Annotated in this window: 21 protein-coding genes; 18 read left to right on the forward strand and 3 right to left on the reverse strand. The window is 64.4% G+C overall.

Annotation, left to right across the window (positions count from 1 at the left end; all coding sequences use genetic code 11):
- Positions 1–93: 93 nt before the first annotated feature.
- Positions 94–1,830 (reverse strand): ABC transporter substrate-binding protein, encoded by a 1,737-nt coding sequence (locus E4M07_RS18925; protein ID WP_136659938.1) that lies wholly within the window; start codon positions 1,828–1,830, stop codon positions 94–96.
- Between the two features lie 536 nt (positions 1,831–2,366).
- On the opposite strand from E4M07_RS18925, the gene E4M07_RS18930 reads away from it, so the two are divergent.
- Entirely contained in the window at positions 2,367–2,654 is a 288-nt protein-coding gene (locus E4M07_RS18930; protein WP_136659939.1) for a hypothetical protein, read from the forward strand.
- Positions 2,655–2,675: 21 nt separating this feature from the next.
- On the opposite strand, the gene E4M07_RS18935 is transcribed toward E4M07_RS18930, so the two are convergent.
- A complete protein-coding gene (locus E4M07_RS18935; protein WP_136659940.1) occupies positions 2,676–3,602 on the reverse strand; it encodes a LysR family transcriptional regulator in 927 nt (308 codons plus the stop codon).
- Between the two features lie 368 nt (positions 3,603–3,970).
- Between E4M07_RS18935 and torT the strand changes: the two genes are divergently transcribed.
- The 14 genes from torT (at position 3,971) to E4M07_RS19005 (ending at position 18,303) form a co-directional block, all read left to right on the forward strand.
- A complete protein-coding gene (torT, locus tag E4M07_RS18940) occupies positions 3,971–5,044 on the forward strand; it encodes a TMAO reductase system periplasmic protein TorT (protein WP_136659941.1) in 1,074 nt (357 codons plus the stop codon).
- A gap of 22 nt (positions 5,045–5,066) precedes the next feature.
- Positions 5,067–6,605, forward strand: coding sequence for a sugar ABC transporter ATP-binding protein (locus tag E4M07_RS18945; protein ID WP_136659942.1), 1,539 nt, complete (start codon positions 5,067–5,069; stop codon positions 6,603–6,605).
- A complete protein-coding gene (locus tag E4M07_RS18950; protein ID WP_136659943.1) occupies positions 6,605–7,633 on the forward strand; it encodes an ABC transporter permease in 1,029 nt (342 codons plus the stop codon). The genes E4M07_RS18945 and E4M07_RS18950 overlap by 1 nt, the downstream gene beginning before the upstream one ends.
- Positions 7,634–7,647: 14 nt before the next feature.
- On the forward strand, positions 7,648–8,376 hold the full coding sequence (pxpA, locus tag E4M07_RS18955; protein WP_136659944.1) for a 5-oxoprolinase subunit PxpA: 729 nt from the start codon (positions 7,648–7,650) through the stop codon (positions 8,374–8,376).
- 31 nt (positions 8,377–8,407) lie between these two features.
- Positions 8,408–8,650, forward strand: coding sequence for an acetyl-CoA carboxylase (locus E4M07_RS18960; protein ID WP_136659945.1), 243 nt, complete (start codon positions 8,408–8,410; stop codon positions 8,648–8,650).
- Between the two features lie 10 nt (positions 8,651–8,660).
- The gene (locus E4M07_RS18965; RefSeq protein ID WP_136659946.1) at positions 8,661–10,049 is read left to right on the forward strand and encodes an acetyl-CoA carboxylase biotin carboxylase subunit; all 1,389 of its coding nucleotides are present in this window, start codon (positions 8,661–8,663) and stop codon (positions 10,047–10,049) included.
- Positions 10,046–10,921 carry a carboxyltransferase domain-containing protein gene (locus E4M07_RS18970; RefSeq protein ID WP_136659947.1) on the forward strand — a complete coding sequence of 292 codons (876 nt, stop codon included), beginning with the start codon at positions 10,046–10,048 and terminating at the stop codon, positions 10,919–10,921. The genes E4M07_RS18965 and E4M07_RS18970 overlap by 4 nt, the downstream gene beginning before the upstream one ends.
- The gene (locus tag E4M07_RS18975; RefSeq protein ID WP_136659948.1) at positions 10,911–11,885 is read left to right on the forward strand and encodes a biotin-dependent carboxyltransferase family protein; all 975 of its coding nucleotides are present in this window, start codon (positions 10,911–10,913) and stop codon (positions 11,883–11,885) included. The genes E4M07_RS18970 and E4M07_RS18975 overlap by 11 nt, the downstream gene beginning before the upstream one ends.
- Positions 11,886–11,893: 8 nt before the next feature.
- Entirely contained in the window at positions 11,894–13,198 is a 1,305-nt protein-coding gene (locus E4M07_RS18980) for a 4-aminobutyrate--2-oxoglutarate transaminase (RefSeq protein ID WP_136660014.1), read from the forward strand.
- A 65-nt stretch (positions 13,199–13,263) separates the two neighbouring features.
- A complete protein-coding gene (bioB, locus tag E4M07_RS18985; protein ID WP_136659949.1) occupies positions 13,264–14,256 on the forward strand; it encodes a biotin synthase BioB in 993 nt (330 codons plus the stop codon).
- Positions 14,240–15,397 carry an 8-amino-7-oxononanoate synthase gene (locus E4M07_RS18990; RefSeq protein WP_136659950.1) on the forward strand — a complete coding sequence of 386 codons (1,158 nt, stop codon included), beginning with the start codon at positions 14,240–14,242 and terminating at the stop codon, positions 15,395–15,397. The genes bioB and E4M07_RS18990 overlap by 17 nt, the downstream gene beginning before the upstream one ends.
- Positions 15,394–16,020: a dethiobiotin synthase gene (gene bioD, locus E4M07_RS18995; protein ID WP_136659951.1), complete on the forward strand. Its 627-nt coding sequence runs from the start codon at positions 15,394–15,396 to the stop codon at positions 16,018–16,020. Before E4M07_RS18990 ends, bioD begins: the two co-directional genes overlap by 4 nt.
- Before the next feature lie 31 nt (positions 16,021–16,051).
- The gene (locus E4M07_RS19000) at positions 16,052–17,320 is read left to right on the forward strand and encodes an adenosylmethionine--8-amino-7-oxononanoate transaminase (protein ID WP_136659952.1); all 1,269 of its coding nucleotides are present in this window, start codon (positions 16,052–16,054) and stop codon (positions 17,318–17,320) included.
- Positions 17,320–18,303, forward strand: a complete 984-nt coding sequence (locus E4M07_RS19005; RefSeq protein ID WP_136659953.1) for a beta-ketoacyl-ACP synthase III — start codon at positions 17,320–17,322, stop codon at positions 18,301–18,303. The genes E4M07_RS19000 and E4M07_RS19005 overlap by 1 nt, the downstream gene beginning before the upstream one ends.
- A gap of 4 nt (positions 18,304–18,307) precedes the next feature.
- Here the strand turns inward: E4M07_RS19005 and E4M07_RS19010 are convergent, their stop codons facing one another.
- A complete protein-coding gene (locus E4M07_RS19010) occupies positions 18,308–19,084 on the reverse strand; it encodes a 3-keto-5-aminohexanoate cleavage protein (RefSeq protein WP_246660507.1) in 777 nt (258 codons plus the stop codon).
- 342 nt (positions 19,085–19,426) lie between these two features.
- Here E4M07_RS19010 and E4M07_RS19015 point away from each other — a divergent pair, with 342 nt between their 5' ends.
- From E4M07_RS19015 to E4M07_RS19025, 3 genes are read left to right on the forward strand one after another with little or no spacing between them, the layout of a single operon-like run.
- Positions 19,427–19,636 carry a PqqD family protein gene (locus tag E4M07_RS19015; protein WP_169054286.1) on the forward strand — a complete coding sequence of 70 codons (210 nt, stop codon included), beginning with the start codon at positions 19,427–19,429 and terminating at the stop codon, positions 19,634–19,636.
- Positions 19,623–20,063 carry a lasso peptide biosynthesis B2 protein gene (locus E4M07_RS19020; RefSeq protein WP_136659955.1) on the forward strand — a complete coding sequence of 147 codons (441 nt, stop codon included), beginning with the start codon at positions 19,623–19,625 and terminating at the stop codon, positions 20,061–20,063. Before E4M07_RS19015 ends, E4M07_RS19020 begins: the two co-directional genes overlap by 14 nt.
- On the forward strand, positions 20,060–21,046 hold the full coding sequence (locus tag E4M07_RS19025; RefSeq protein WP_136659956.1) for a hypothetical protein: 987 nt from the start codon (positions 20,060–20,062) through the stop codon (positions 21,044–21,046). Before E4M07_RS19020 ends, E4M07_RS19025 begins: the two co-directional genes overlap by 4 nt.
- Positions 21,047–21,050 lie beyond the last annotated feature (4 nt).

Below are 21,050 nucleotides of genomic sequence, written 5' to 3' on the forward strand. Positions count from 1 at the left end.
TCCCGTAATCGATGCCCGTTTTCGCAGTAACAGCCGGGACCCGCAGGTCCCGGCCAGGTCCGCCCGGAGGATGTTGGCGTGACGGAAAGGGCTTTACTGGGATGCCCAGCGGGCAACGAGATCGTCGTAATTGACCGTCTTGCCCTGCGGCTTCTCGTTGTCCAGCGGCGGTTTGGCGCCACCGTTGGCGTACCAGTAGGCCGCGTCCTTCGGCTCATTGAGGCGCGGGCCGCAGCCGCCGTAGACATTGGCCTGCTCGTCGGCAGCCTGCATGCGGGCCATGGTGACGTCCATTTCCTCGGCCAGCCGGTCCATGGCTTCCTGCGGCGTGAAGGCGCCGGAATTCACGTCACCGATCTGCTGCCACCAGATCTGGGCGAGCTTCGGATAGTCCGGCACGTTGATGCCGGTCGGCGACCATGCCACCCGGTCAGGCGAGCGGTAGAACTCGACCAGGCCGCCCAGCTTCGACGCGCGCTCGGTAAAGGACTCATGGTTGACGGTGCTGTCGCGGATGAAGGTCAGCCCGACATGCGACTTTTTGGTGTCGACCGTCTTGGAGACAACGAACTGGGCGTAGAGCCAGGCGGCCTTGGCGCGGTCGACCGGGGTCGACTTGAGGATCGTCCAGGAGCCGACGTCCTGGTAACCGACCTTCTGGCCTTCTTCCCAGTAGGGGCCGTGCGGTGACGGTGCCATGCGCCACAGCGGATTGCCTTCGGCATCGACGGTGTTGTTGCCTTCCGAATTCGGCTTCACCATGTCGGCGGTAAAGGCCGTATACCAGAAGATCTGCTGCGCCACGTTGCCCTGGCTGAGCGCCGGTAACGACTGGTAGAAGTCGAAGGACGCGGCGCCGGGAGGCGCGTAGTTGCGCAGCCATTCGTCCCATTTGCGGATGGCGTAGACGGCGGCCGGGCCGTTGGCTGCACCGCCGCGCGATACGGAGGCGCCGACCGGGTTGCAGCTGCCTTCCTCCATGCGGATGCCCCACTCGTCGATCGGAATGCCGTTCGGCTCGCCCTTCGAGCCGGCACCGGCCATCGAAAGCCAGGCGTCGGTCATGCGCCAGCCAAGGTCGGGGGCGCGCTTGCCATAGTCCATATGGCCGTAGATGCGCACTCCGTCGATCTCCTCGACGTCATTGGAAAAGAACTCGGCGATATCCTCATAGGCCGACCAGTTGACGGGCACACCGAGGTCGTAACCGTATTTCGCCTTGAAGGCCTCCTGAAGATCCGGACGGTCGAACCAGTCCTTGCGGAACCAGTAGAGATTGGCGAACTGCTGATCGGGCAGCTGGTAGAGGTCGCCGTCGGGGCCGGTGGTGAACTGGGTGCCCATGAAATCGCCGAGATCGAGGCCCGGATTGGTCACGTCCTTGCCCTCGCCCTCCATCCAGTCGCTGAGGTTGTAGGCCAACTGCAGGCGCGAATGGGTGCCGATCAGATCGGAATCATTGACATAGGCGTCGTAGAGGTTCCGCTTGGTCTGCATCTGGGTCTGCACGGCCTGCACGACCTCGCCCTCACCGAGGATCTGGTGATTGACCTTGATGCCGGTAATGTCCTCGAACGCCTTGGTCAGCACCTCCGACTCGTAGGAGTGCGTCGGAATACCTTCGGACAGGACGTTGATCTCCATTCCGCGGAACGGTTCCGCGGCCTCGATGAACCATGCCATTTCGGCCATCTGCTCATCCTTCGTGAGCACCGAGGGCTGAAACTCCTGATCAATCCATTTCTTTGCCGCGGCGGCGTCAGCATGGGCCGCCGACGTTCCGGCAACGACCGCCGCGACCGCTACTGCGGATAGCAGATACTTGCGCATCTCTTCTCCTCCCGAGATTTCATTTGACCAGCAAATCCTGGCTGACAAATTCTCTGAACAACGGTGACAAAAAGTCAAACTAAAAATTTAGTAGATGAGAATCTTTTTTACAATCCATTGATTTTAGTATGAAATTTTTTTCATCGGGTTGGCCTATAGCGTGCTTGCGAGGCGATTGCGATCCCTGTCTTCCTTTCCGGCATCTCATCGTCCGGTCGAATTCCCGTCCTTTGCCCGGACAATTTTCCGGCGATGAATTCAGCTGCCATGCAACCTGTGCGACGGCGCAACGAAGCCGGCCGTTGTCGCAGTCCAATCGATCTTGTCGCACTGCCATGGCACGCCTTGAGCAGTCGCCGCCAAAACCTGCCTGAGTGTGGCAACGGCCACAGTCGCCCCATCGTGAACCGACTAAACTCACGAAGACTTTACTGGACGGGCCACTCGCGCGCGGCTCTATGCTCTGCGACGCGCACAACCGTTGTTTTAGTGAGGGATCAAGAATTTTTTGCGGGGACACGATAAAGGATTTCGAAATGTTGCCCAGGACGACTCCGCAAATTGCACTCCTGCTCTTCCATAATGCCATCGGCCACGCCTATGGCGAGGTTACCACGCTCGGCTGGCAGGGCTGGCTGACGGAGGGTGAAATCAGGCGCATCGAGGAGGATGCGATCGCGATGATCCGCGACGGCGAGGCTTTGCCCGAAACGCTGCACGATTTCGACCCGGGCCCGGCGATCGAGGACGCCGAGGTGCTGGCAAGGGAGTTCTTCACCATCATCCGCACCTCGCGGACACGGCAGCCGATCAATTTCCAGTAGCGGCCGGCGCACCCGTCCTCCCTAGTCCCGTGCCACGCCGAACGACTGGTCCGAGCCGATCGCCAGATGCATGAAGTCGATGAAGGCGCGGGTCGCCGGGCTCAGCTCAGCAGAATTTGACCACGCAAGGCCGACATCCATGGTGGGAACCGGGTCCGCCACCGGCATCACCTCGACGCGCCTGCCCTCGAGTGACCAGGGCCGGTAGACCATGTCCGACAAAATGGCGACGCCCATGCCATTGGCGACCATGGAACGCACCGCCTCCACGGACGAGGTGCGGAAGATGACGTTCGGGCTATAGGGGCTGCGATTCCAGTAGCGCTGCGCCGTGTTGCTCGCCTCGTCGACCGTCAGCATGATGTAGGGTTCGGCGGCGATGTCCTGCAGCGACACGCTCGGCCGCTCGAGAAACCGGTGCTGCGCATCGACCCACAGGCGGCGCCGCGACCGCAACAGCGTGTCGTAGGAAATGTCTTCCTGGTTGATGATGTTGGAGGTCAGCATGACGGCGAGGTCAAAGGTCCCGGCGATCAGGCCTTCCTCGATATCGGGGCGGTCGGCCTCGCTCATCTGCACTTCGACATTCGGGAACCCACGGGTGAAACGCGCCAGGTGCGAGGGCAGGAAATACCCGAGGACCGTGTAGCTGACAGCCAGCTTGACGTGGCCGCGCACATCGTCGCGAATGCGGCGCGGCAGTCTCACGGCCTCGTCCACGGTGGCGACGATATGGCGGGCATGATCGAGAAACAGGTTGCCCTCATAGGTCAGGCTGACGCCGCCGGAGTGGCGTTCGAACAACGGCGCGCCGATCGATTCCTCCAGCGATTTGATGGCAGCGGTCACCGCGGACTGGGAGACATTGATGTCCATCGCCGCCCGTGAAACCTGCCCGGCATTGGCCGTGGCGATGAAGTAGCGGATCTGCTTCAGGGAAATTTCCATCTCAATTTCCGATTCGGTTTACAATTTGAATCAATATTCCTCAAAAGGTGTTTTCGCGGTATTGACAGCTCCCGGTTGAGAATTTGCCCGGAATCCCTCCAGCAACTTGCTCTTACGCTTTTGTTTTTTAACCACTATCTTTGACTTCTTTTGTGTTGGAAGCAGCAGGATGGCCGAATTCCGGACATGCGACGCGAACATCGCTATAAATCTGTTTTTCAGATTTTATACAGTCTAAAATCATATTTTACAATAATAGCGATCCGGTCCAACCTTGTGTGCGCCAATGGGAGCGGACGGCGATCCGGGAGACAATGCCGTTCAGGCACAGCCGGAAATGTCCGCCACGGAATTCGGGAGCACACAGAATGACGAAGACAATTCAGAAACTACTGATATCGGCTGCCATCACGACAAGCCTCTCGGCCGTCGCAGCGGCGGAGAACTGGTATCCCTACCCGGTGGAGGTCTGGGACCCGCCGTTCAACATGGAAAGCCCGCGATCGACCCTGGACTACCAGCCGTTGCCCGCGTCGTCGAAGCCGTGGGAAATCTGCGTTTCCTTCCCCCACATGAAGGACGCGTACTGGCTGGGCGTCGACTACGGCGTCGCACAGGAGGCCGAGCGGCTCGGGGTCAAGATGCAGCTCGTCGAGGCCGGCGGGTACACGGAGCTCAACAACCAGATCTCGCAGATCGAGGATTGCGTCGCCGCAGGCGCCGACGCCGTCATCATCGGAGCGATCTCGTTCGACGGCCTCAACAACATCGTCAAGGAGATCGCCGACAAGGGCGTTCCCGTGATCGACGTGATCAACGGCATGTCCTCGCCAGACCTTTCGGCCAAATCGCTGGTGTCCTTCGGCGAGATGGGCGGCAAGGCGGGCGCCTTCCTGGCCGAATTGCACCCGTCGGGCGGCGAGAAGGCCAAGGTCGCCTGGTTCCCCGGACCGGCGGGCGCCGGCTGGGTCGAAGCCGGCAATACCGGGTTCACCGGCGCCATTGACGGATCGTCCGTCGATCTCGTCGAAACCAAATACGGCGACACCGGCAAGGAGGCGCAGGCCAAGCTTGTCGAAGACACGCTGGAGGCCCATCCGGATCTCGATTATGTCGTCGGCACCGCCGTGACGGCGGAGGCGGCCATTCCCATCCTGCGGGCGCGCGGCCTGACCGACAAGGTGAAGGTCATCTCCTACTACTACACGCCGGGCGTCGACCAGGGCATCCGCCGCAAGCAGATCCTCGCCGCGCCGACGGATTCGCCGGTCATCCAGGGCCGCATCGCGGTCGACCAGGCGGTACGCATCCTCGAGGGCGAGCCCTACCAGAAGCATGTCGGCCCGGCGCTGCGGATCGTAACGCAGGACAATCTTGCCGACTTCGACCCGTCCTCGACGCTCGCGCCGAGCGGCTTCAAACCGGTCTTCCGGGTCAACTGACCCTCTCGGAAGGTCAACGATCATGTCCTCCCAAGACAGAGAAGGTGCGCGTCGGGCCGATGCGCATCTCCTTCTCGAGGCCATCAACGTCACCAAGCAGTTTCCCGGCGTCAAGGCGCTGGACGGCGTCAATTTCGAATTGCGCCACGGCGAGGTGCATATCCTTTTCGGCGAGAACGGCGCCGGGAAATCGACGCTGATTTCGATGATTGCCGGCGCGGCGCGGCCGACCACGGGCGAATTCCGGTTCAACGGATCGCCGGTACACCTCGATTCCGTGCATGAGGCGCGCGCGCTCGGCATCAGCGCCGTCTTCCAGGAGTTCTCGCTGATCCCGCAGATGAGCGTCGAGGAAAACCTCTTCCTCGGAGCGGAGGAGACCCGCTCCGGCATCCTGCAGAAGAAAGCCCTGCACCGGCGCGCAACGGAAATCCTCGAGGACCTAGACTTCCACCTGCCGGTCAATCTGCCTGTCTCGCGCCTCACCCGCGCAGAGCAGCAGATGGTTGAGATTGCCAAGGCGTTCCGCTCGGAACCCTCCATCCTCATCCTGGACGAGCCGACCGCGTCGCTGACCCAGCACGAGACCGAGCAGCTGTTCCGGCTGATCGCCCGCCTCAAGGCGAAGGGCGTCGGCATCATCTACATCACCCACCGCATGTCGGAGATCCGCGAGATCGGCGACCGCATCACGATATTGCGCGACGGCCATTACATCGACACGGTGGACGCCAAGACCACCTCCGAAGACGAACTTGTCCGGCTGATGACCGGCCGCGTCGTCGGACAGGTCTTTCCGAAGATTGAATTCAACCCGCAACAGACGCTGCTTGTGGTCTCCGATCTGGCCACAGCCGACAACGGCGTGCGTGGCGCATCCGTGACCGTGCGCCGCGGCGAGATCGTCGGGCTCGCAGGGCTCGTCGGATCCGGCAAGTCGCGATTCGCGCAGGCCTGCTTCGGAGCCCGCGACATCGTTTCCGGCACGATTACGTTCAAGGATGCAGACGTTACCGGGCTTTCGACACGCAGGATGCTCGACCGCGGTTTCCTCTATCTTCCGTCCGACCGCAAGAATGACGGCCTGATGATGATGCGGCCGGTGCGCGAGAATATGAGCCTGGCGTCCCTGACCCGAAAACCGGTCTCCAACGGGCTTTTCCTCAGCGCCGGCGGCGAAGCGCGCATGGCGGCCGAGCTTGCCGAGCGGCTGCACCTGGCGCCCATGCGCGTCGAGCGCACCGTCGAGCACTTTTCCGGCGGCAACCAGCAAAAGGCGATGCTGGCGCGCAGCCTGACGCGCGAATTCGACCTCATCGCCTTTGACGAGCCGACGGTCGGCGTCGACGTCGGCACCCGCGCGGCCATCTACCGGTTCATCGCAGAGCTGTGCGAAAACGGCGCGGCGATCCTGCTGATCTCGTCGGACCTGCCGGAAATCCTTCACCTGTCGAACCGCGCCTATGTGTTCTACCGCGGGCAGATCCAGGCGGAGCTCGAAGGCGCGGAAATCACCGAGGAAAATGTCCTCAAGCACTTTTTCGAACGGGAGGCCGCGTAATGGCGAGCGAGGCTAGCATGAGCGCCGAAAGCACCATCAATCTGTCGGACCGGCTCAAACGCCTGTTCATCCGCCTCGGCATCCTGCCGTTCCTGCTGGTGATCGCGGTCATCGTGTTTTCGCTGATGTCGGACAATTTCCTGACCGGCCGCAACCTGATGAACGTGCTGCGCCAGTCGGTGTACCTGACCATCGTGTCGCTCGGCCAGATGCTGGCGCTCTTGACCGGCGGCTTCGACCTTTCGGTGGGCACGATCGTCGCGCTGTCCTCGGTCGTCGGCGCGCTGGCGATGGCGACGGCCTTCGCGGCCATGCCGGAGCTGGTGTGGCTGGCCATCATCATCGGCTGCGTCGCCGGCATCCTCGCCGGAACCATGATCGGCGTCGTCAACGGCATCGGCGTGTCGCTGTTCAACGTTTCGCCCTTCATGATGTCGCTCGGCATGGCCTCGGTCGGCTTCGGCATCGCGCTTTATCTCACCGGCGGCGTTCCGGTCTACGGCATGCCGCAGCAATTCGGCGACATCTTCGGCTTCGGCGCGCTTTTCGGCATACCCGTGCCGGTCTATGTCGCGGCGATCATCATCCTGTGCCTTTACCTTTTCCTCAACTGGACGCCGTTCGGGCGCTACTTCTACGCGGTCGGCGGCAATATCAAGGCGGCGGGCCTGTCGGGCATCAGCACCCGCGCCACGCTGTTCTGGACCTATGTGTTCTGCGCGGCGCTGGCGGCTGTTGCCGGCATGCTGCTCACGGCGCGGCTGGACACGGGCGAGGCCAACATCGGCGCGTCGATGCCGCTTGAATCGATTGCCGCCTGTGTGATCGCCGGCGTCAGCCTGCGCGGCGGTGTCGGGCGGGTCGAGAATGTCGTCCTCGGCGCGCTGTTCATCGGTCTGGTGCAGAACGGCATGAACCTGGCACGCATCGAATCCTACCTGCAGACGGTCGTCCTCGGGGCGCTCCTGATCCTGGCGGTCATCGCCGACCAGATCAGGCTGCGCTACGTGGCGTCCCTCAAGCGCTGAACCGGAGGCACTTTATGTCGGTCGATATCAACTGCGACATGGGCGAGAGCTTCGGCATCTACCGGGTGGGTGACGACGAGGCGATCATGCCGCACATCACCCAGGCGAACATCGCCTGCGGCTTCCACGGTTCCGATCCCAACCACATGCGCGCCTCGATCGAGCTGGCGCGGCGGCACGGGGTCAAGATCGGGGCGCATTTCTCGCTGCCGGATCTAGCAGGCTTCGGCCGTCGCGAGATGACGATCGAGCGCGGAGAGATGGCCAATATCATCATCTACCAGATCGGCGCGCTCAAGGGGTTCCTCGATGTCGCGGGCATCCCGCTCAGCCACCTGAAGCCGCACGGCGCGCTCTACGGAATGGCGGCGAGCCGGGAGCATATCGCCCACGCCGTCGCCGACGCCGCGGAGCATTTCAGGGTGCCGCTGCTCGGCCTTGCCGGCACGCTGCACGAGGAGATCTACACCGCGCGCGGGCTTGAGTTCCGGGCGGAATTCTTTTCCGATCTCGAATATGACGATGAGGGCCGGCTGATCATCACCCGCCAGCACGAGGCCGTGGACCCGGACTTCGCCGCGCAACGGACCGTGCGGGCCGTGACGGAAGGCCAGGTGCGTTCCGTCAACGGCACGGACCTTCCGGTGCGGGTGCAGACCGTCTGCGTCCACTCCGACACGCCGAATGCCGCGGCGGTGGCACGCGCCGTCCGCGTGGCGCTCGAACCCTTTCTTGCCGCCTGACCGGCAAGCCGAAACAGGACTGGAGAATTTCATGGCAAAACAGGAAATCCGCTCACCGCTTCCCGGCACGTTCTACCGCAAGCCGGCGCCAGACCAGCCGGAATTCAAGGCGCCGGGCGACCCTGTCGCCAAGGGCGACGTGATCGGGCTCGTGGAGGTGATGAAGTCCTTCCATGAAATCCGGTCCGACTTCGAGGGCACCCTGGCGGGCTTCCTGGTGGACAATGAGGACGCTGTCACGCCCGGACAGGTTCTGGCCGAGATCGAAAGCTGAGGATGCCGCCATGCCGATCGGAAAACTGCTGATTGCCAATCGCGGCGAGATCGCCGTACGGATCAACCGGGCCGCCCGCGAACTCGGCATCCGCACCGTCCAGGTGCACAGTGCCGCCGACGCGGATTCGCTGGCCGTGGAGATGGCCGACGAGGCCGTCGACATCGGCCCGCCGGCGGCGGCGAAATCCTACCTGAATGTCGCGGCCATTCTCGAGGCCGCACGCAAGACAGGCGCCGATGCCGTTCACCCCGGCTACGGCTTCCTTGCAGAAAACGCCGAATTCGCCGACGCGGTCGAAACCGCCGGCATGGTCTTCGTCGGTCCGCGTGGCGAGACCATCCGCCGCATGGGCGACAAGGCCAGCGCCAGGCAGGCGGCGAAGGAGGCGGGCGTTCCGACCGTGCCCGGCAGCGACGGCCTGTTGAGCGATCCCGGCGCCGCCAGGACGGTCGCCGACCGTATCGGCTACCCGGTGATGATCAAGGCGACGGCCGGCGGCGGCGGCCGCGGCATCCGTATCGCGCAAAACGGCGATGAGCTCGACACGCTTGCCCCGCAGGCGGCGTCCGAGGCCAGCGCCGCCTTCGGCGATGGCGGGCTCTATCTCGAAAAGGTCATCGAGCGGGCGCGCCACATCGAGGTCCAGATCCTCGGCGACGGCAACAATGTCGTGCATCTGTTCGAGCGCGAATGCTCGCTGCAGCGCCGGCGCCAGAAGGTCTGGGAGGAAGCGCCCTCCCCGGCCCTGGATGCCGAGACGCGGCAGGCCCTTTGCGACTCCGCTGTGCGGCTGGCGCAATCCGTCGGTTACCGCGGCGCCGGCACCATCGAATATCTCTACGACGATGTGAGCGGCGCTTTCTATTTCATCGAGATGAACACCCGCATCCAGGTCGAGCATCCGGTGACCGAGGAGATCACCGGCGTCGACCTGGTCGCCGAAATGATCCGCATCGCCGGCGGCGCGCCGCTCTCGATTGCCCAGGCGGATCTCGCCATCAGCGGCCACGCGATCGAGGTGCGGATCAATGCCGAGGACCCGGCCAACAACTTCATGCCGTTTCCGGGCGTTGTCGCCGATTTCCGCTTTCCAGGCGGTCCGGGCGTGCGCTTCGATCACATGCTCTATCCCGGCTACCAGATCCCGCCCTTCTACGATTCGCTGCTCGGCAAGCTGATCGTGCGGGGCGAGAGCCGCGAACAGGCGATCGCCCGCCTTCAGCGTGCCGTGTCCGAGTTCCGCATCGACGGGCTGAAGACGACGGCGCCGCTGTTTTCGGCGCTCGCCGGGGATGCCGCGGTCCGGTCCGGTGCCGTCCATACCGGATGGCTGGAGCCGTGGCTTGAGGAAAACGGCGCCGGACTGGCGCAGAACGAAGGAGGCCTGGCGGCATGACATCGCGATATTCATTCGGCGGCGACGAGCACATCTTCGTGGAGGTCAGCGAGGACATGTCGCTGGAGGCCTTCTTCAAGAGCCTGTCGATCACCAATTCGGTGCGCGAGGCGCAGATCAGGGGCGTCACCGAAATCTGCCCCGCCAACGCCTCGTTCCAGATCAAGTTCGATCCGGACGTCATCCATCCCGACGACCTGATGACCGAATTGAAGCGGATCGAAGAGACGGCGGAGCACGCCGAGGCCGTGCTGGCGACCCGCATTATCGAGATTCCCGTCCACTACCAGGACCCGTGGACCAACGAGACCCTGATGCGGTTCCGCGAACGGCACCAGGATCCGGAATCCACCGATATCGAATACGCGGCACGGATCAACGGCTTTGCCGATGTCAGCGAATTCATCGCCGCGCATTCCGGCTCGCCCTGGTTCGTTTCCATGGTCGGCTTCGTCGCCGGCCTGCCGTTCCTCTACCAGATGGTCGACCGGCCGCGGCAAATCCAGGTGCCGAAATATCTGCGCCCGCGCACCGACACGCCGAAACTGACGGTCGGCTACGGCGGCTGTTTCTCCTGCATCTATTCGGTGCGCGGCGCCGGCGGCTACCAGATGTTCGGGATCACGCCCATGCCGATCTACGATCCGGCGCAAAAGGTCTCGTATCTCAAGGACTTCATGGTGTTCTTCAAACCCGGCGACATCGTCAAATGGAAGCCGATCAGCCGCGAGGAATACGACCGGGACGTCGCCGATGTCGAGGCGGGGCGCTTCATGCCGCGCATGAAAGACGTCGTCTTTTCCCTCGAAGCGTTCAACCGGGATATCGACGGAACCAACGCAAAACTGCTGGAGGCGCTCAATGTCCGTTAAAGTCCTTTCCCCCGGGCTCATGACCACCATCCAGGACATGGGGCGGCCCGGCTACTATCATCTCGGTATCCCAATCGGCGGCGCCATGGACCGGATGGCCCTCAGGACCGCCAACCTGCTGGTCGGCAATGACGAGGGCGCTGCCGGGCTCGAAGCGGTGTTCACCGGGCCGGAGCTGGAATTCACCGGCGATGCCGTCGTCGCCGTGACCGGCGCCGACCTGCCACCGAAACTGGACGGCGAGACCATGGAGTGCTGGACATCCTTTGCGGTGAAGTCCGGCCAGGTGCTTTCGTTCGACTATCTGCGCTCGGGCGCGCGCGCCTATATCGCGATCTCCGGCGGCATCGACACGCCGCCGGCGCTCGGCAGCCGCTCCACCTACGCCATCGGGGCGCTGGGCGGCGTCGACGGCCGCGCGCTGCAGGCCGACGACGTGCTGCCGCTCGGTCCGTCAGCGGGATCCGCCGCGGGACGCTCCGTTCCGCAAGACCTGCGCCGCACGCCAGGCAACCCGGCCGAGCTGCGGGTGCTGCCGGGGCTCTACTGGCATCGCATCACCGAGGATTCGGGCCAGCGCTTCTTCGACGAGACCTGGAAGGTCGCCGGCGAGGCCGACCGCATGGGCTACCGTTTCCAGGGCGGAACGCCCCTCGATTTCATCGGGCGCGAACCGCCCTTCGGCGCCGGCTCCGACCCGTCGAACATCACCGACGCCTGCTATCCCTACGGTTCGATCCAGGTGCCCGGCGGCACCGAGCCCATCGTGCTGCACCGGGACGCCGTCTCCGGCGGCGGCTATTTCATGATCGGCACCGTGATTTCCGCCGACATGGACCTGATCGGCCAGTTGCAGCCGAACACGCCAGCGCGGTTCGTGCGCACCGACATGCACGGCGCCCTCGCCGCGCGGCAGGACCGGGCGCGCATGCTCGCATCCGTCAGGGAGGTTCTCGCACCGTGACCGCCGCATTGAACTCCAGGCTCGCTGAGCGACGTAGCGCGGCCCTGTCCCGCGGTGTCGGCACCATGACCGGCGTCTATGCCGAGCGTGCCAGCAACGCCGAGATATGGGACGTCGAGGGGCGCCGCTATATCGACTTCGCCTCAGGGATCGCGGTGGTCAATACCGGCCATTGCCATCCGCGCATCGTCGAGGCGGCGCGCGCGCAGCTCGAACGGTTCACCCATACCTGCCACCAGGTGGTGCCTTACGAGAACTACGTGGCGCTCGCCGAACGGCTGAACGCGCTCGTTCCAGGACCGGGCGAGAAAAAGACCGTCTTTCTCACAACCGGCGCCGAGGCTGTGGAAAATGCCGTCAAGATCGCCCGCGCGGCCACCGGCCGTTCAGCCGTCATCGCCTTCAGCGGCGGTTTTCACGGGCGCACCTTCATGGGCATGTCGCTGACCGGAAAGGTGTTTCCCTACAAGGCCGGTTTCGGCGCCATGTCCGGCGACGTTTTCCACGCGCCCTTCCCGATCCCGCTGCACGGCATTACGGCCGAAGATTCACTTGCCGCGCTCGAGCAGATCTTCAAGAGCGATGTCGATCCGGGACGTGTCGCGGCGATCATCCTGGAGCCGGTGCAGGGCGAAGGCGGATTCTACCCCGCGCCACCGGAATTCATGACGGCGCTGCGCGAATTGTGCGACCGGCACAGCATCCTGCTGATCGCCGACGAGGTGCAGACCGGCTTTGCCCGCACGGGCCGCCTGTTCGCCATGGAGCACCACGACGTCGCCCCGGACCTGACGACCATGGCCAAGAGTCTTGCCGGCGGCTTCCCGCTGGCCGCGGTCACCGGCCGCGCCGAACTCATGGATGCGCCGCACGCGGGCGGTCTCGGCGGCACCTATGGCGGCAATCCGCTCGGCATCGCGGCCGCGCATGCCGTCCTCGACATTATCGAGGAAGAAGGTCTGTGCGAACGCGCGGAGCGCCTCGGCGCCTGCCTCAAGCAGCGCATCGGCGGTCTTCGCGACGTCGTGCCGGAGATCGTCGACATTCGCGGCCCCGGATTCATGAACGCGGTGGAATTCAACGTTCCGGGCAGCGGTGCGCCCGATCCGGAATTCGCCAACACCGTGCGCGCCAAGGCACTGGAAAACGGGCTTATCCTGCTGACCTGCGGGGTGCGGGCCAATGTCATCCGCTTCCTGGCGCCGATTACGATCGAGGAGTCGGTGTTCGCACAAGCCCTCGACATTCTCGAAGACGCCCTTCTCGCCAGCCGCGAGGCCCATCAGGGCAAAGAGGCCGCACTGGCCTCATAGCATTTGCGACAAAAAGGAGCGGGTGCTAAACGGGAGCACCTTTTGCAACAAGGCGATACGACCCAATGAGTGAAACAGCCGCAAAAACATGGTCTCGCGAGGAAGCGGAGGCGATCTACCACCTGCCGTTCAACGACCTGATCTTCCAGGCGCAGACGGTGCATCGCCAGCATTTCGACCCGAACCGGGTTCAAAAGAGCCAGCTTTTGAGCATTAAGACCGGCGGCTGCCCGGAAGACTGCGGTTATTGCAGCCAGTCGGCGCATCACAAGACCGGATTGACGGCGTCGAAGCTGATCGAGGTCGAACGGGTGCTGGCGGAGGCGCGCCGCGCCAGGGATGCCGGCTCCACCCGCTACTGCATGGGCGCCGCCTGGCGCAACCCGAAACCGCGCGACATGCCGGCGCTGGTGGCCATGATCGAGGGCGTCAAGGCCATGGGCATGGAAACCTGCATGACGCTCGGCATGCTGACGCCGGAACAGGCGCTTGAACTGAAGGGCGCGGGGCTCGACTACTACAACCACAATCTCGACACGTCCGAGCGCCACTACAGCGAGATCATCACCACCCGGACCTATGCGGACCGGCTCGACACGCTCGCCAATGTGCGCGATGCCGGCATGAAGATCTGTTCGGGCGGCATTTTGGGCATGGGCGAGAAGGCGCAGGATCGCATCGACATGCTGGTAACGCTCGCCAACCTGCCGGAACCGCCGGAAAGCGTTCCGATCAACATGCTGATCCCCATCGAGGGCACGCCGCTGGAAAACGCCGAGCCGATCGATCCGCTGGAATTCGTCCGCACCATCGCGCTTGCCCGCATCATGATGCCGCAAAGCCATGTGCGGCTTTCGGCCGGCCGCACGGAAATGTCCGACGAGACCCAGGCGCTGTGCTTCCTTGCCGGCGCCAACTCGATCTTCAGCGGCGACACGCTGCTGACGGCGGACAATCCGGAAGACGACGCGGATACGGTGCTGTTCCGCAAGCTCGGCCTTCAGCCGGAGGCCGCGCAGGTGCAGGAGGAACCCGTCAGCAATGTTGCAGCGGAATGAAGATGCCGGCCACCTGACGCGCTACGAGACCACGCTGCGGCGCCTGGCCGGGCGCGGACGGCTTCGCGGCCTTTCCGAAAGCGGCGGCATCGATTTCTCCTCGAACGACTATCTCGGGCTTGCCGGCGACGGCCGCGTTGCCGAAGCCCTGCAGGCGGCGATCGCGCGGGGCGTACCAATTGGCGCAGGAGGTTCGCGCCTTCTGCGCGGCAACGATCCGGAGCACCTGGCGCTCGAAGCGGAGGCCGCGGCGTTTTTCGGCGCGCAAAGGGCGCTCTATTTCGGCAGCGGCTTCGTGGCCAATTACGCACTGCTCGCCTGCCTGCCGCATCGAGCCGATCTCGTCGTCCTTGACGACCTTGTCCATGCCAGCTGTCACGACGGTGCGGGCGCAACCCGCGCGGAAGTGGCCTTTGCCCGGCACAACGATGCGAACGCATTCGAGGACGCGATCCTTGCATGGCGCAAGCGCGGCGGCACCGGGTGCCCATGGCTCGTGGTCGAGAGCCTCTACAGCATGGATGGCGACCGCGCGCCGCTGGATGCGCTGATTGACGTTGCCGACAGGCATGACGGCTTCCTCATTGTCGACGAGGCCCATGCCACCGGCGTCTTCGGGCCGGACGGGCGCGGCCTTGCGGCCGATTTCGAAGGCCGGGACAATGTCGTCGTCGTTCATACCTGCGGCAAGGCTCTGGGTGCCTCCGGGGCGCTTGTGTGCCTGTCGCCAGTGCTTGCCGACTATCTCGTCAACCGAAGCCGGCCCTTCATCTACGCAACCGCGCCCTCACCGCTGATGGCCGCGGCGGTGCGCGAAGCACTGCAGGTCCTGAAAGACGAACCGCAGCGCCGGGACAGGCTGAACGGGATGATGTCGCAGATGGCCCAAGGGCTCGCCGCACTCGGGCGTCCGTCAACCGGATCGCAAATCCAGCCGGTGATCATCGGCGATGCAGAGGCGACGATGGGCTGCGCCGCCGCATTGCAGGCACGCGGTTACGACATTCGCGGCATCCGGCCGCCCACCGTTCCGGAGGGCACGTCGCGGCTGCGCATCTCGCTGACCCTGAATGCGGACGAGGCGGCGGTCGCCGGCCTGCTTTCGGCGCTTGCCGAAACTCTTGACGGGCCGGGCCGATGACCAGGATCGTCGTCCTCGGAACCGACACGGATATCGGCAAGACGGTGTTTGCCGCCGGGCTGACAGCGGCGCTCGGCGCCTCCTACTGGAAACCGGTCCAGTCCGGCCTCGACGGCGATACGGATGCGCAGACCGTGCAGCGGCTCGCCGAACTGCCCGCTGAACGCGTGTTACCGGAAACCTACCGGCTGAACAGCCCACTCTCCCCGCACCGCTCGGCGGAGATAGACGGCGTTGAAATCGATCCGGAGAGGCTGACACCGCCGGATATCGAAGGACCGCTTGTGATCGAGGGCGCCGGCGGCGTGCTGGTTCCGCTCACACGTGAAACGCTTTACGCGGATGTCATTGCCCGGTGGAACCTGCCGGCCGTGCTTGTCGGGCGCACCGCGCTCGGCGCGATCAACCACGCGCTCTTGTCCATCGAAGCGCTGCGCGCGCGCGGCGTTTCCCTCCTGGGGATCGCCTTTGTGGGCGAAGAGATCGCCGACACGCAGGCGACAATCGCCGAGATGGGCAGGATCCGCCAGCTCGGCCGGCTGCCGGTGCTCGATCCGCTGGCTCCCGACACGCTGCAATCGGCCTTTGCGCAGGCATTCAACGCGGATGATTTCCGCGCCTGATCGCAGCAGCGAACGCGCATGAGGAAGACCCATGAACGCTGAGAAGAACTTTCCGATCTGGCATCCCTTCACCCAGCACGCCGTACTGCCGGATATGGCCCACATCACCGAGGGCAAAGGCGCCTATCTGACGGCGAAGGACGGACGGCGGATATTCGACGGCGTGTCGAGCTGGTGGGTGACGACCCACGGGCACTGCGAGCCGCGCATCATCGAGGCGATCCGCGAGCAGGCGGGCAAGCTGGACCAGGTCATCTTCGCCGGCCACACGCACGACCCGGCCGAGGCGCTCGCCGAGCGGCTGCTTGAGGTTACGCCATCGACGCTCAACCACGTGTTCTTCTCCGACAGCGGGTCGACCTCGGTCGAGGTGGCGCTGAAGATGGCGCTCGGCTACTGGCGCAATATCGGCAAGACCGACCGCACCCGCATCGTCGTCATGGAAAACGGCTATCACGGCGACACGATCGGCACGATGTCGGTGGGCGAGCGCGGCGTCTTCAACGCCGCCTACGAGCCGCTGATGTTCGACGTCACCTCGGTTCCCTTTCCGCAGCCGCATGACGACGCGGCGACGATCGCGGCGCTCGAAGAAGCCTGCCGCGCCGGCGATGTGGCGGCCTTCATCACCGAGCCCCTGGTGCTGGGCGCCGGCGGCATGCTGATGTACCCGCCCGATACGCTGGGGCAGATGAAGGCCGTATGCGAGGCCCATGACGTCCTTTTCATCGCCGACGAGGTGATGACCGGCTGGGGCCGCACGGGCTCCATGTTCGCCTGCGAGATCGCCGGTATCGAGCCGGACATCGCCTGCTATTCCAAGGGCATCACCGGCGGATCACTGCCGCTTGCGGTCACGCTGTGCCGCTCGGAGATCTTCGAGGCCCACTATTCGACCGACCGGTCGAAGACCTTCTTCCATTCGAGCTCCTACACCGCCAATCCGATCGCCTGCGCGGCCGCCGTCGCCAATCTGAAGATCTGGCATGACGAGCCGGTGCTCGACACGATCGCCAACCTTGCCGGCATGCAGCACGAGCGGCTGACCCGCTTTGCCGAGGATGAGCGCTTCGAGAACGTGCGCCAGTGCGGCACCATCACGGCCATGGACCTGAAAGCACGCGACGACGGCTATCTGTCCAATGTCGGCCCCAAGCTCTATGCCTTCTTCCAGGAACGCAACCTGCTGCTGCGGCCGCTCGGCAACACCGTCTATGTGCTGCCGCCCTACTGCACCACGGCCGACGATCTCGATACGGTCTACGGCGCCATCGCGGATGCCGCGGAGGCCTTCGCGTAATGCCGGCCGGGGTCGCTATCGCCGGCCTCGGCCACCATGCGCCCGAGCGCGTGGTGCCCAATGCCGAGATCGAGGCGCGCCTCGGCCTCGAGCACGGCTGGATCGCGCGACGGTCGGGCATCCACAGCCGGCGCTACGCGGCGCCTGACGAGGCGCTGACCGACATCGCCCTGCCGGCCGCCGAGATGGCCCTGCGCGACAGCGGGATCGAACCGGCGGATATCGGGCTGCTGTTGCTCGCCACCAGCACGCCGGACCACCTTTTACCGCCGTCCGCACCCCTGCTGGCACATCGGCTTGGCCTCGCCTCGCCCGGTGCCGTCGACATCACCGGCGCCTGCGGCGGTTTCCTCTATGCGCTGAGCTTTGCCGAGAATTTCGTGCGCTGCCAGCAGAAACCGGCCATCGTCGTTGCCGCCAATATCCTGAGCCGCCGCATCGACCCGCAGGAACGGGCGAGCGCAGTGCTTTTCGCCGATGCGGCAGGCGCAATCGTCCTTGAACCGCAGTCAGACGGCATCGGAGGCCTGCAATCGCTGGAACTGCGGTCCGACGGCGCGCAATACGACCGGATCCTCATCCCGATGGGCGGCTCGCGGCAGCCGTTCGCGCCGACCGCGAACCAGGCGGCGCTCAAGATGCATATCGACAACGGCAAGCGGGTGTTCTCGCACGCCGTCCACATGATGGCCGACAGCGCGCGAACGGCGCTGGACCGATCGGGCCTCGCCGCCGGCGATATCGACCGATTCATCCCGCACCAGGCCAATCGCCGCATGTTCGACGCGGTTGCCCACGCAATCGGGATTCCGGAGGACAGGATCCTGTCCTCCGTCGGTGAATATGGCAACAGCTCGGCGGCGACGATCCCGTTGACCTTGTCGCTCGCCCACCGGACCGTGCCCCTGAGGCGTGGCGAAGTGTTGCTTTTCTCGGCCGCCGGCGCCGGCATGACCGGCGGATCCGCGGTGTGGCGGGTTTAGGCCTCTAGCCCAGCACCCTGACCAGTTCGCGCACCCGCTCGGCATTGTCGGCGGCGATGAGGCCGTCGCGGTTCCACAGGCTGTTCTCGAAGCCGATGCGGGCGTGGCCGCCGCGCCGGACGGCCTCGGCGAGGCAGTCCGTTTCGTTGCGCCCGAAGGCGCAGAGACCCCATGCGACCGTGCCGTCCTCGTAATCCTGGAGCGCCAGCGCGCTGAGGAACGGATCCATGTCGGCGACCTCGCTCTGCTGGTCCTTGGCATACCGTCCGAGCACGAACAGGATCTGCAGTTCGTCGGCCGGAATCACGCCGGACCCGATGCGGGCGAAGAGATCGGCAACCTCGCCGGCCTCGTAGAGAATGTGCTGCACGGCGATGTCCGCCTCGCGCGCCCAATGGTAGAAGTCCCTGGCCGCCTGGACCTCGCCGTCATCCGGCAGCATTTCACGCAGCGCAACCGACACCGCCTTGGGCATGACGTCGCGCACCACCCGCCGCTGCTCGCCGGGCGAATAGCGACCGACCGCCTCCGTGGTGATCTGAACGGCCATGTCCGGCACAGTGATGGCGAGCTGGGCGATCAATTCGCGGTAGAGACCGGCATCCAGGGAGTGTTCGCCGTTGCTGTCGCGCACGTGGGCGTGGATCGCCTCGGCACCTGCCGAGAAGCAGGATTTCGCCGTCTCCACGGTTTCGGCGATCGTCACCGGCAAGGCCGGGTGATCGGTTTTTCCGCGTCGCGCGCCGTTCGGGGCGACCATGATGCGGGCAAGGTTCTTCAAATCAAAATTCCCTTAAATATCTCGAAAACTATTGCCGGTGTGCCAGGTGTCACAGGCGCCGCCGGCGCGCGGATGATACGTATGTTTCGCGCTTTGGCAAATCATGTCGGTTTCGTTACGCGTAAAGCCGTCGATTCTCGTATTTCTGCTGATGGAACACCTCAGAAATAGTATTCGGCATGAGATAAGCTTTTCAAAAAGTTCGATTCGATTGCCGGTCAAATAAGTGATAGGAATTCGGTCGCGACATGGAGACATATGATGGCGATGGATCCTACCAAGATCTTCAAACTAGCCGACAAAGCAACTTTTCGTTCGGTTGGAGACAGCGGCGTTATTCTGATGACCGATTCAGGTCAGATTTATTCTTGCAACAGCACGGCCGAGGCCTTTCTACGGCTGACCGACGGGAACAGGAGCCTCGGCGCGACGGCCGACGCCGTTTGCGAGGAGTTCGATGTCACGCGCGAGCAGCTTCTGTCGGATCTGGAGGAACTGCTCACCTATCTCCAATCGGAAGGCGTAATCGACAATATCGATGCAAACGCTTAGCGCAGACGGGGCCCCAGATCGGAGGCGAAAACCCAGGGAGCGGCTTTTTCAGGCCGAACTCTGGCTGACCGCGCGGCTGTTGCCCCTGGTCGTTGCGGGACGCGACCTTGAGGGCGCCTTGCGCCTGGCCGACGGCGGTGGAGCGGCACGGTATGGGGGCCTGTCCGCCGAACTGATCTCGGATGCCGTCATCAAGGTCACGCGCCGGCCCTGGCTGATGCGAAGCCGCCGCTGTTTCCGCCAGGGACTGCTGGGATACCGGTTTTTGAAAATGGCGGGCTACAGCCCGGAACTTCACTTCGCCATCGACCGGCAGAGCCTGTATGCGCCGACCATCGATGCCCACTGCTGGGTCGTCCTGGACGGCGAACCGGTCGTCAACGACATCATGGACGGCATGTTTCCGATCCATGTTCACAAGGCATGACAACACGCCAATTCGATCTTGCCGGACTGCGCCTCGCGGTGTCCACGGATACGCCGCGTGTTCTGGGGCCGCTGCTCAGTCTCATCGGCGAATGGGAAGTGACTGCGGATGTCGCGGTGGAACCGCAATGCCGGCTGACGCTGGTGCGCGGTCCCGTGGAACAGTCAACGCCGCCCGGCGACGCTTTCTTCTCGGGAACGATCGGCGACGAAGGACCTTTCCATCTCTCGGGCGATGCCGCCAACTGGCAGTTGCTCCTGCCTGGCGAACTCCATGCCCGTTTCGACGGAAACCCGGGCACGGTCGCGTTCACCATCGCCCCGGCCTGCCGCGGCGAGACGCTGAGCATCGCAACGAGCTTTGCGCTCGACCATATATTGAGCGCCGCCGGCCATGTCTTGGTTCATGCCGCCTGCGTTGAAACGCCCGGCGGCGGCCGGCTGGTGCTGCACGCGCCCAGCGGCACCGGCAAGACGACAACCGCCCTTGCGCTGGTGGACAGGGGCTTCCGGCTGTGCACCGACGACGCGACGGTGCTCACGCCGACCGGCGACGGGCCGGTGGCGGTCCGTGGTGTGCCCCGCCCCATCAAGGTGCACCGAAAGACGGCGAAACTCTTCCCCTGGCTTGAAGGAATGCTGACGCAGGAGGGCTGGGACGAGAACGGCGAGCAATGGGTGCAACGCGATGACCTCGCGGCATCGGGGTGCCTTGCCGCCGCGGATCCGCGGCCGGTCATCGCCGTGATCGCGCTGCGGCGTTCCGGCAGGCCCATGCGGCTCAGAGCGGTGGACGGCGCGGAAGCGCTCACCGAGATGATCGCCGACAACATCAATCTCGGCTCGGCCGGCCTGTTCCCCGGCCACGACAGGCGGCTGGACGTCTACTCCCGGATGCTCGCCTCGTCGGCCCGCTTCGTGCTCGACATAAACGGCCCGCCCGACAAGGTCGCGGCGCTGATCGACACGGCGGTAAACGGCTGAAGCG

The organism is Nitratireductor sp. XY-223 (genome assembly GCF_004959855.1).
Lineage (GTDB): Bacteria > Pseudomonadota > Alphaproteobacteria > Rhizobiales > Rhizobiaceae > Hoeflea_A.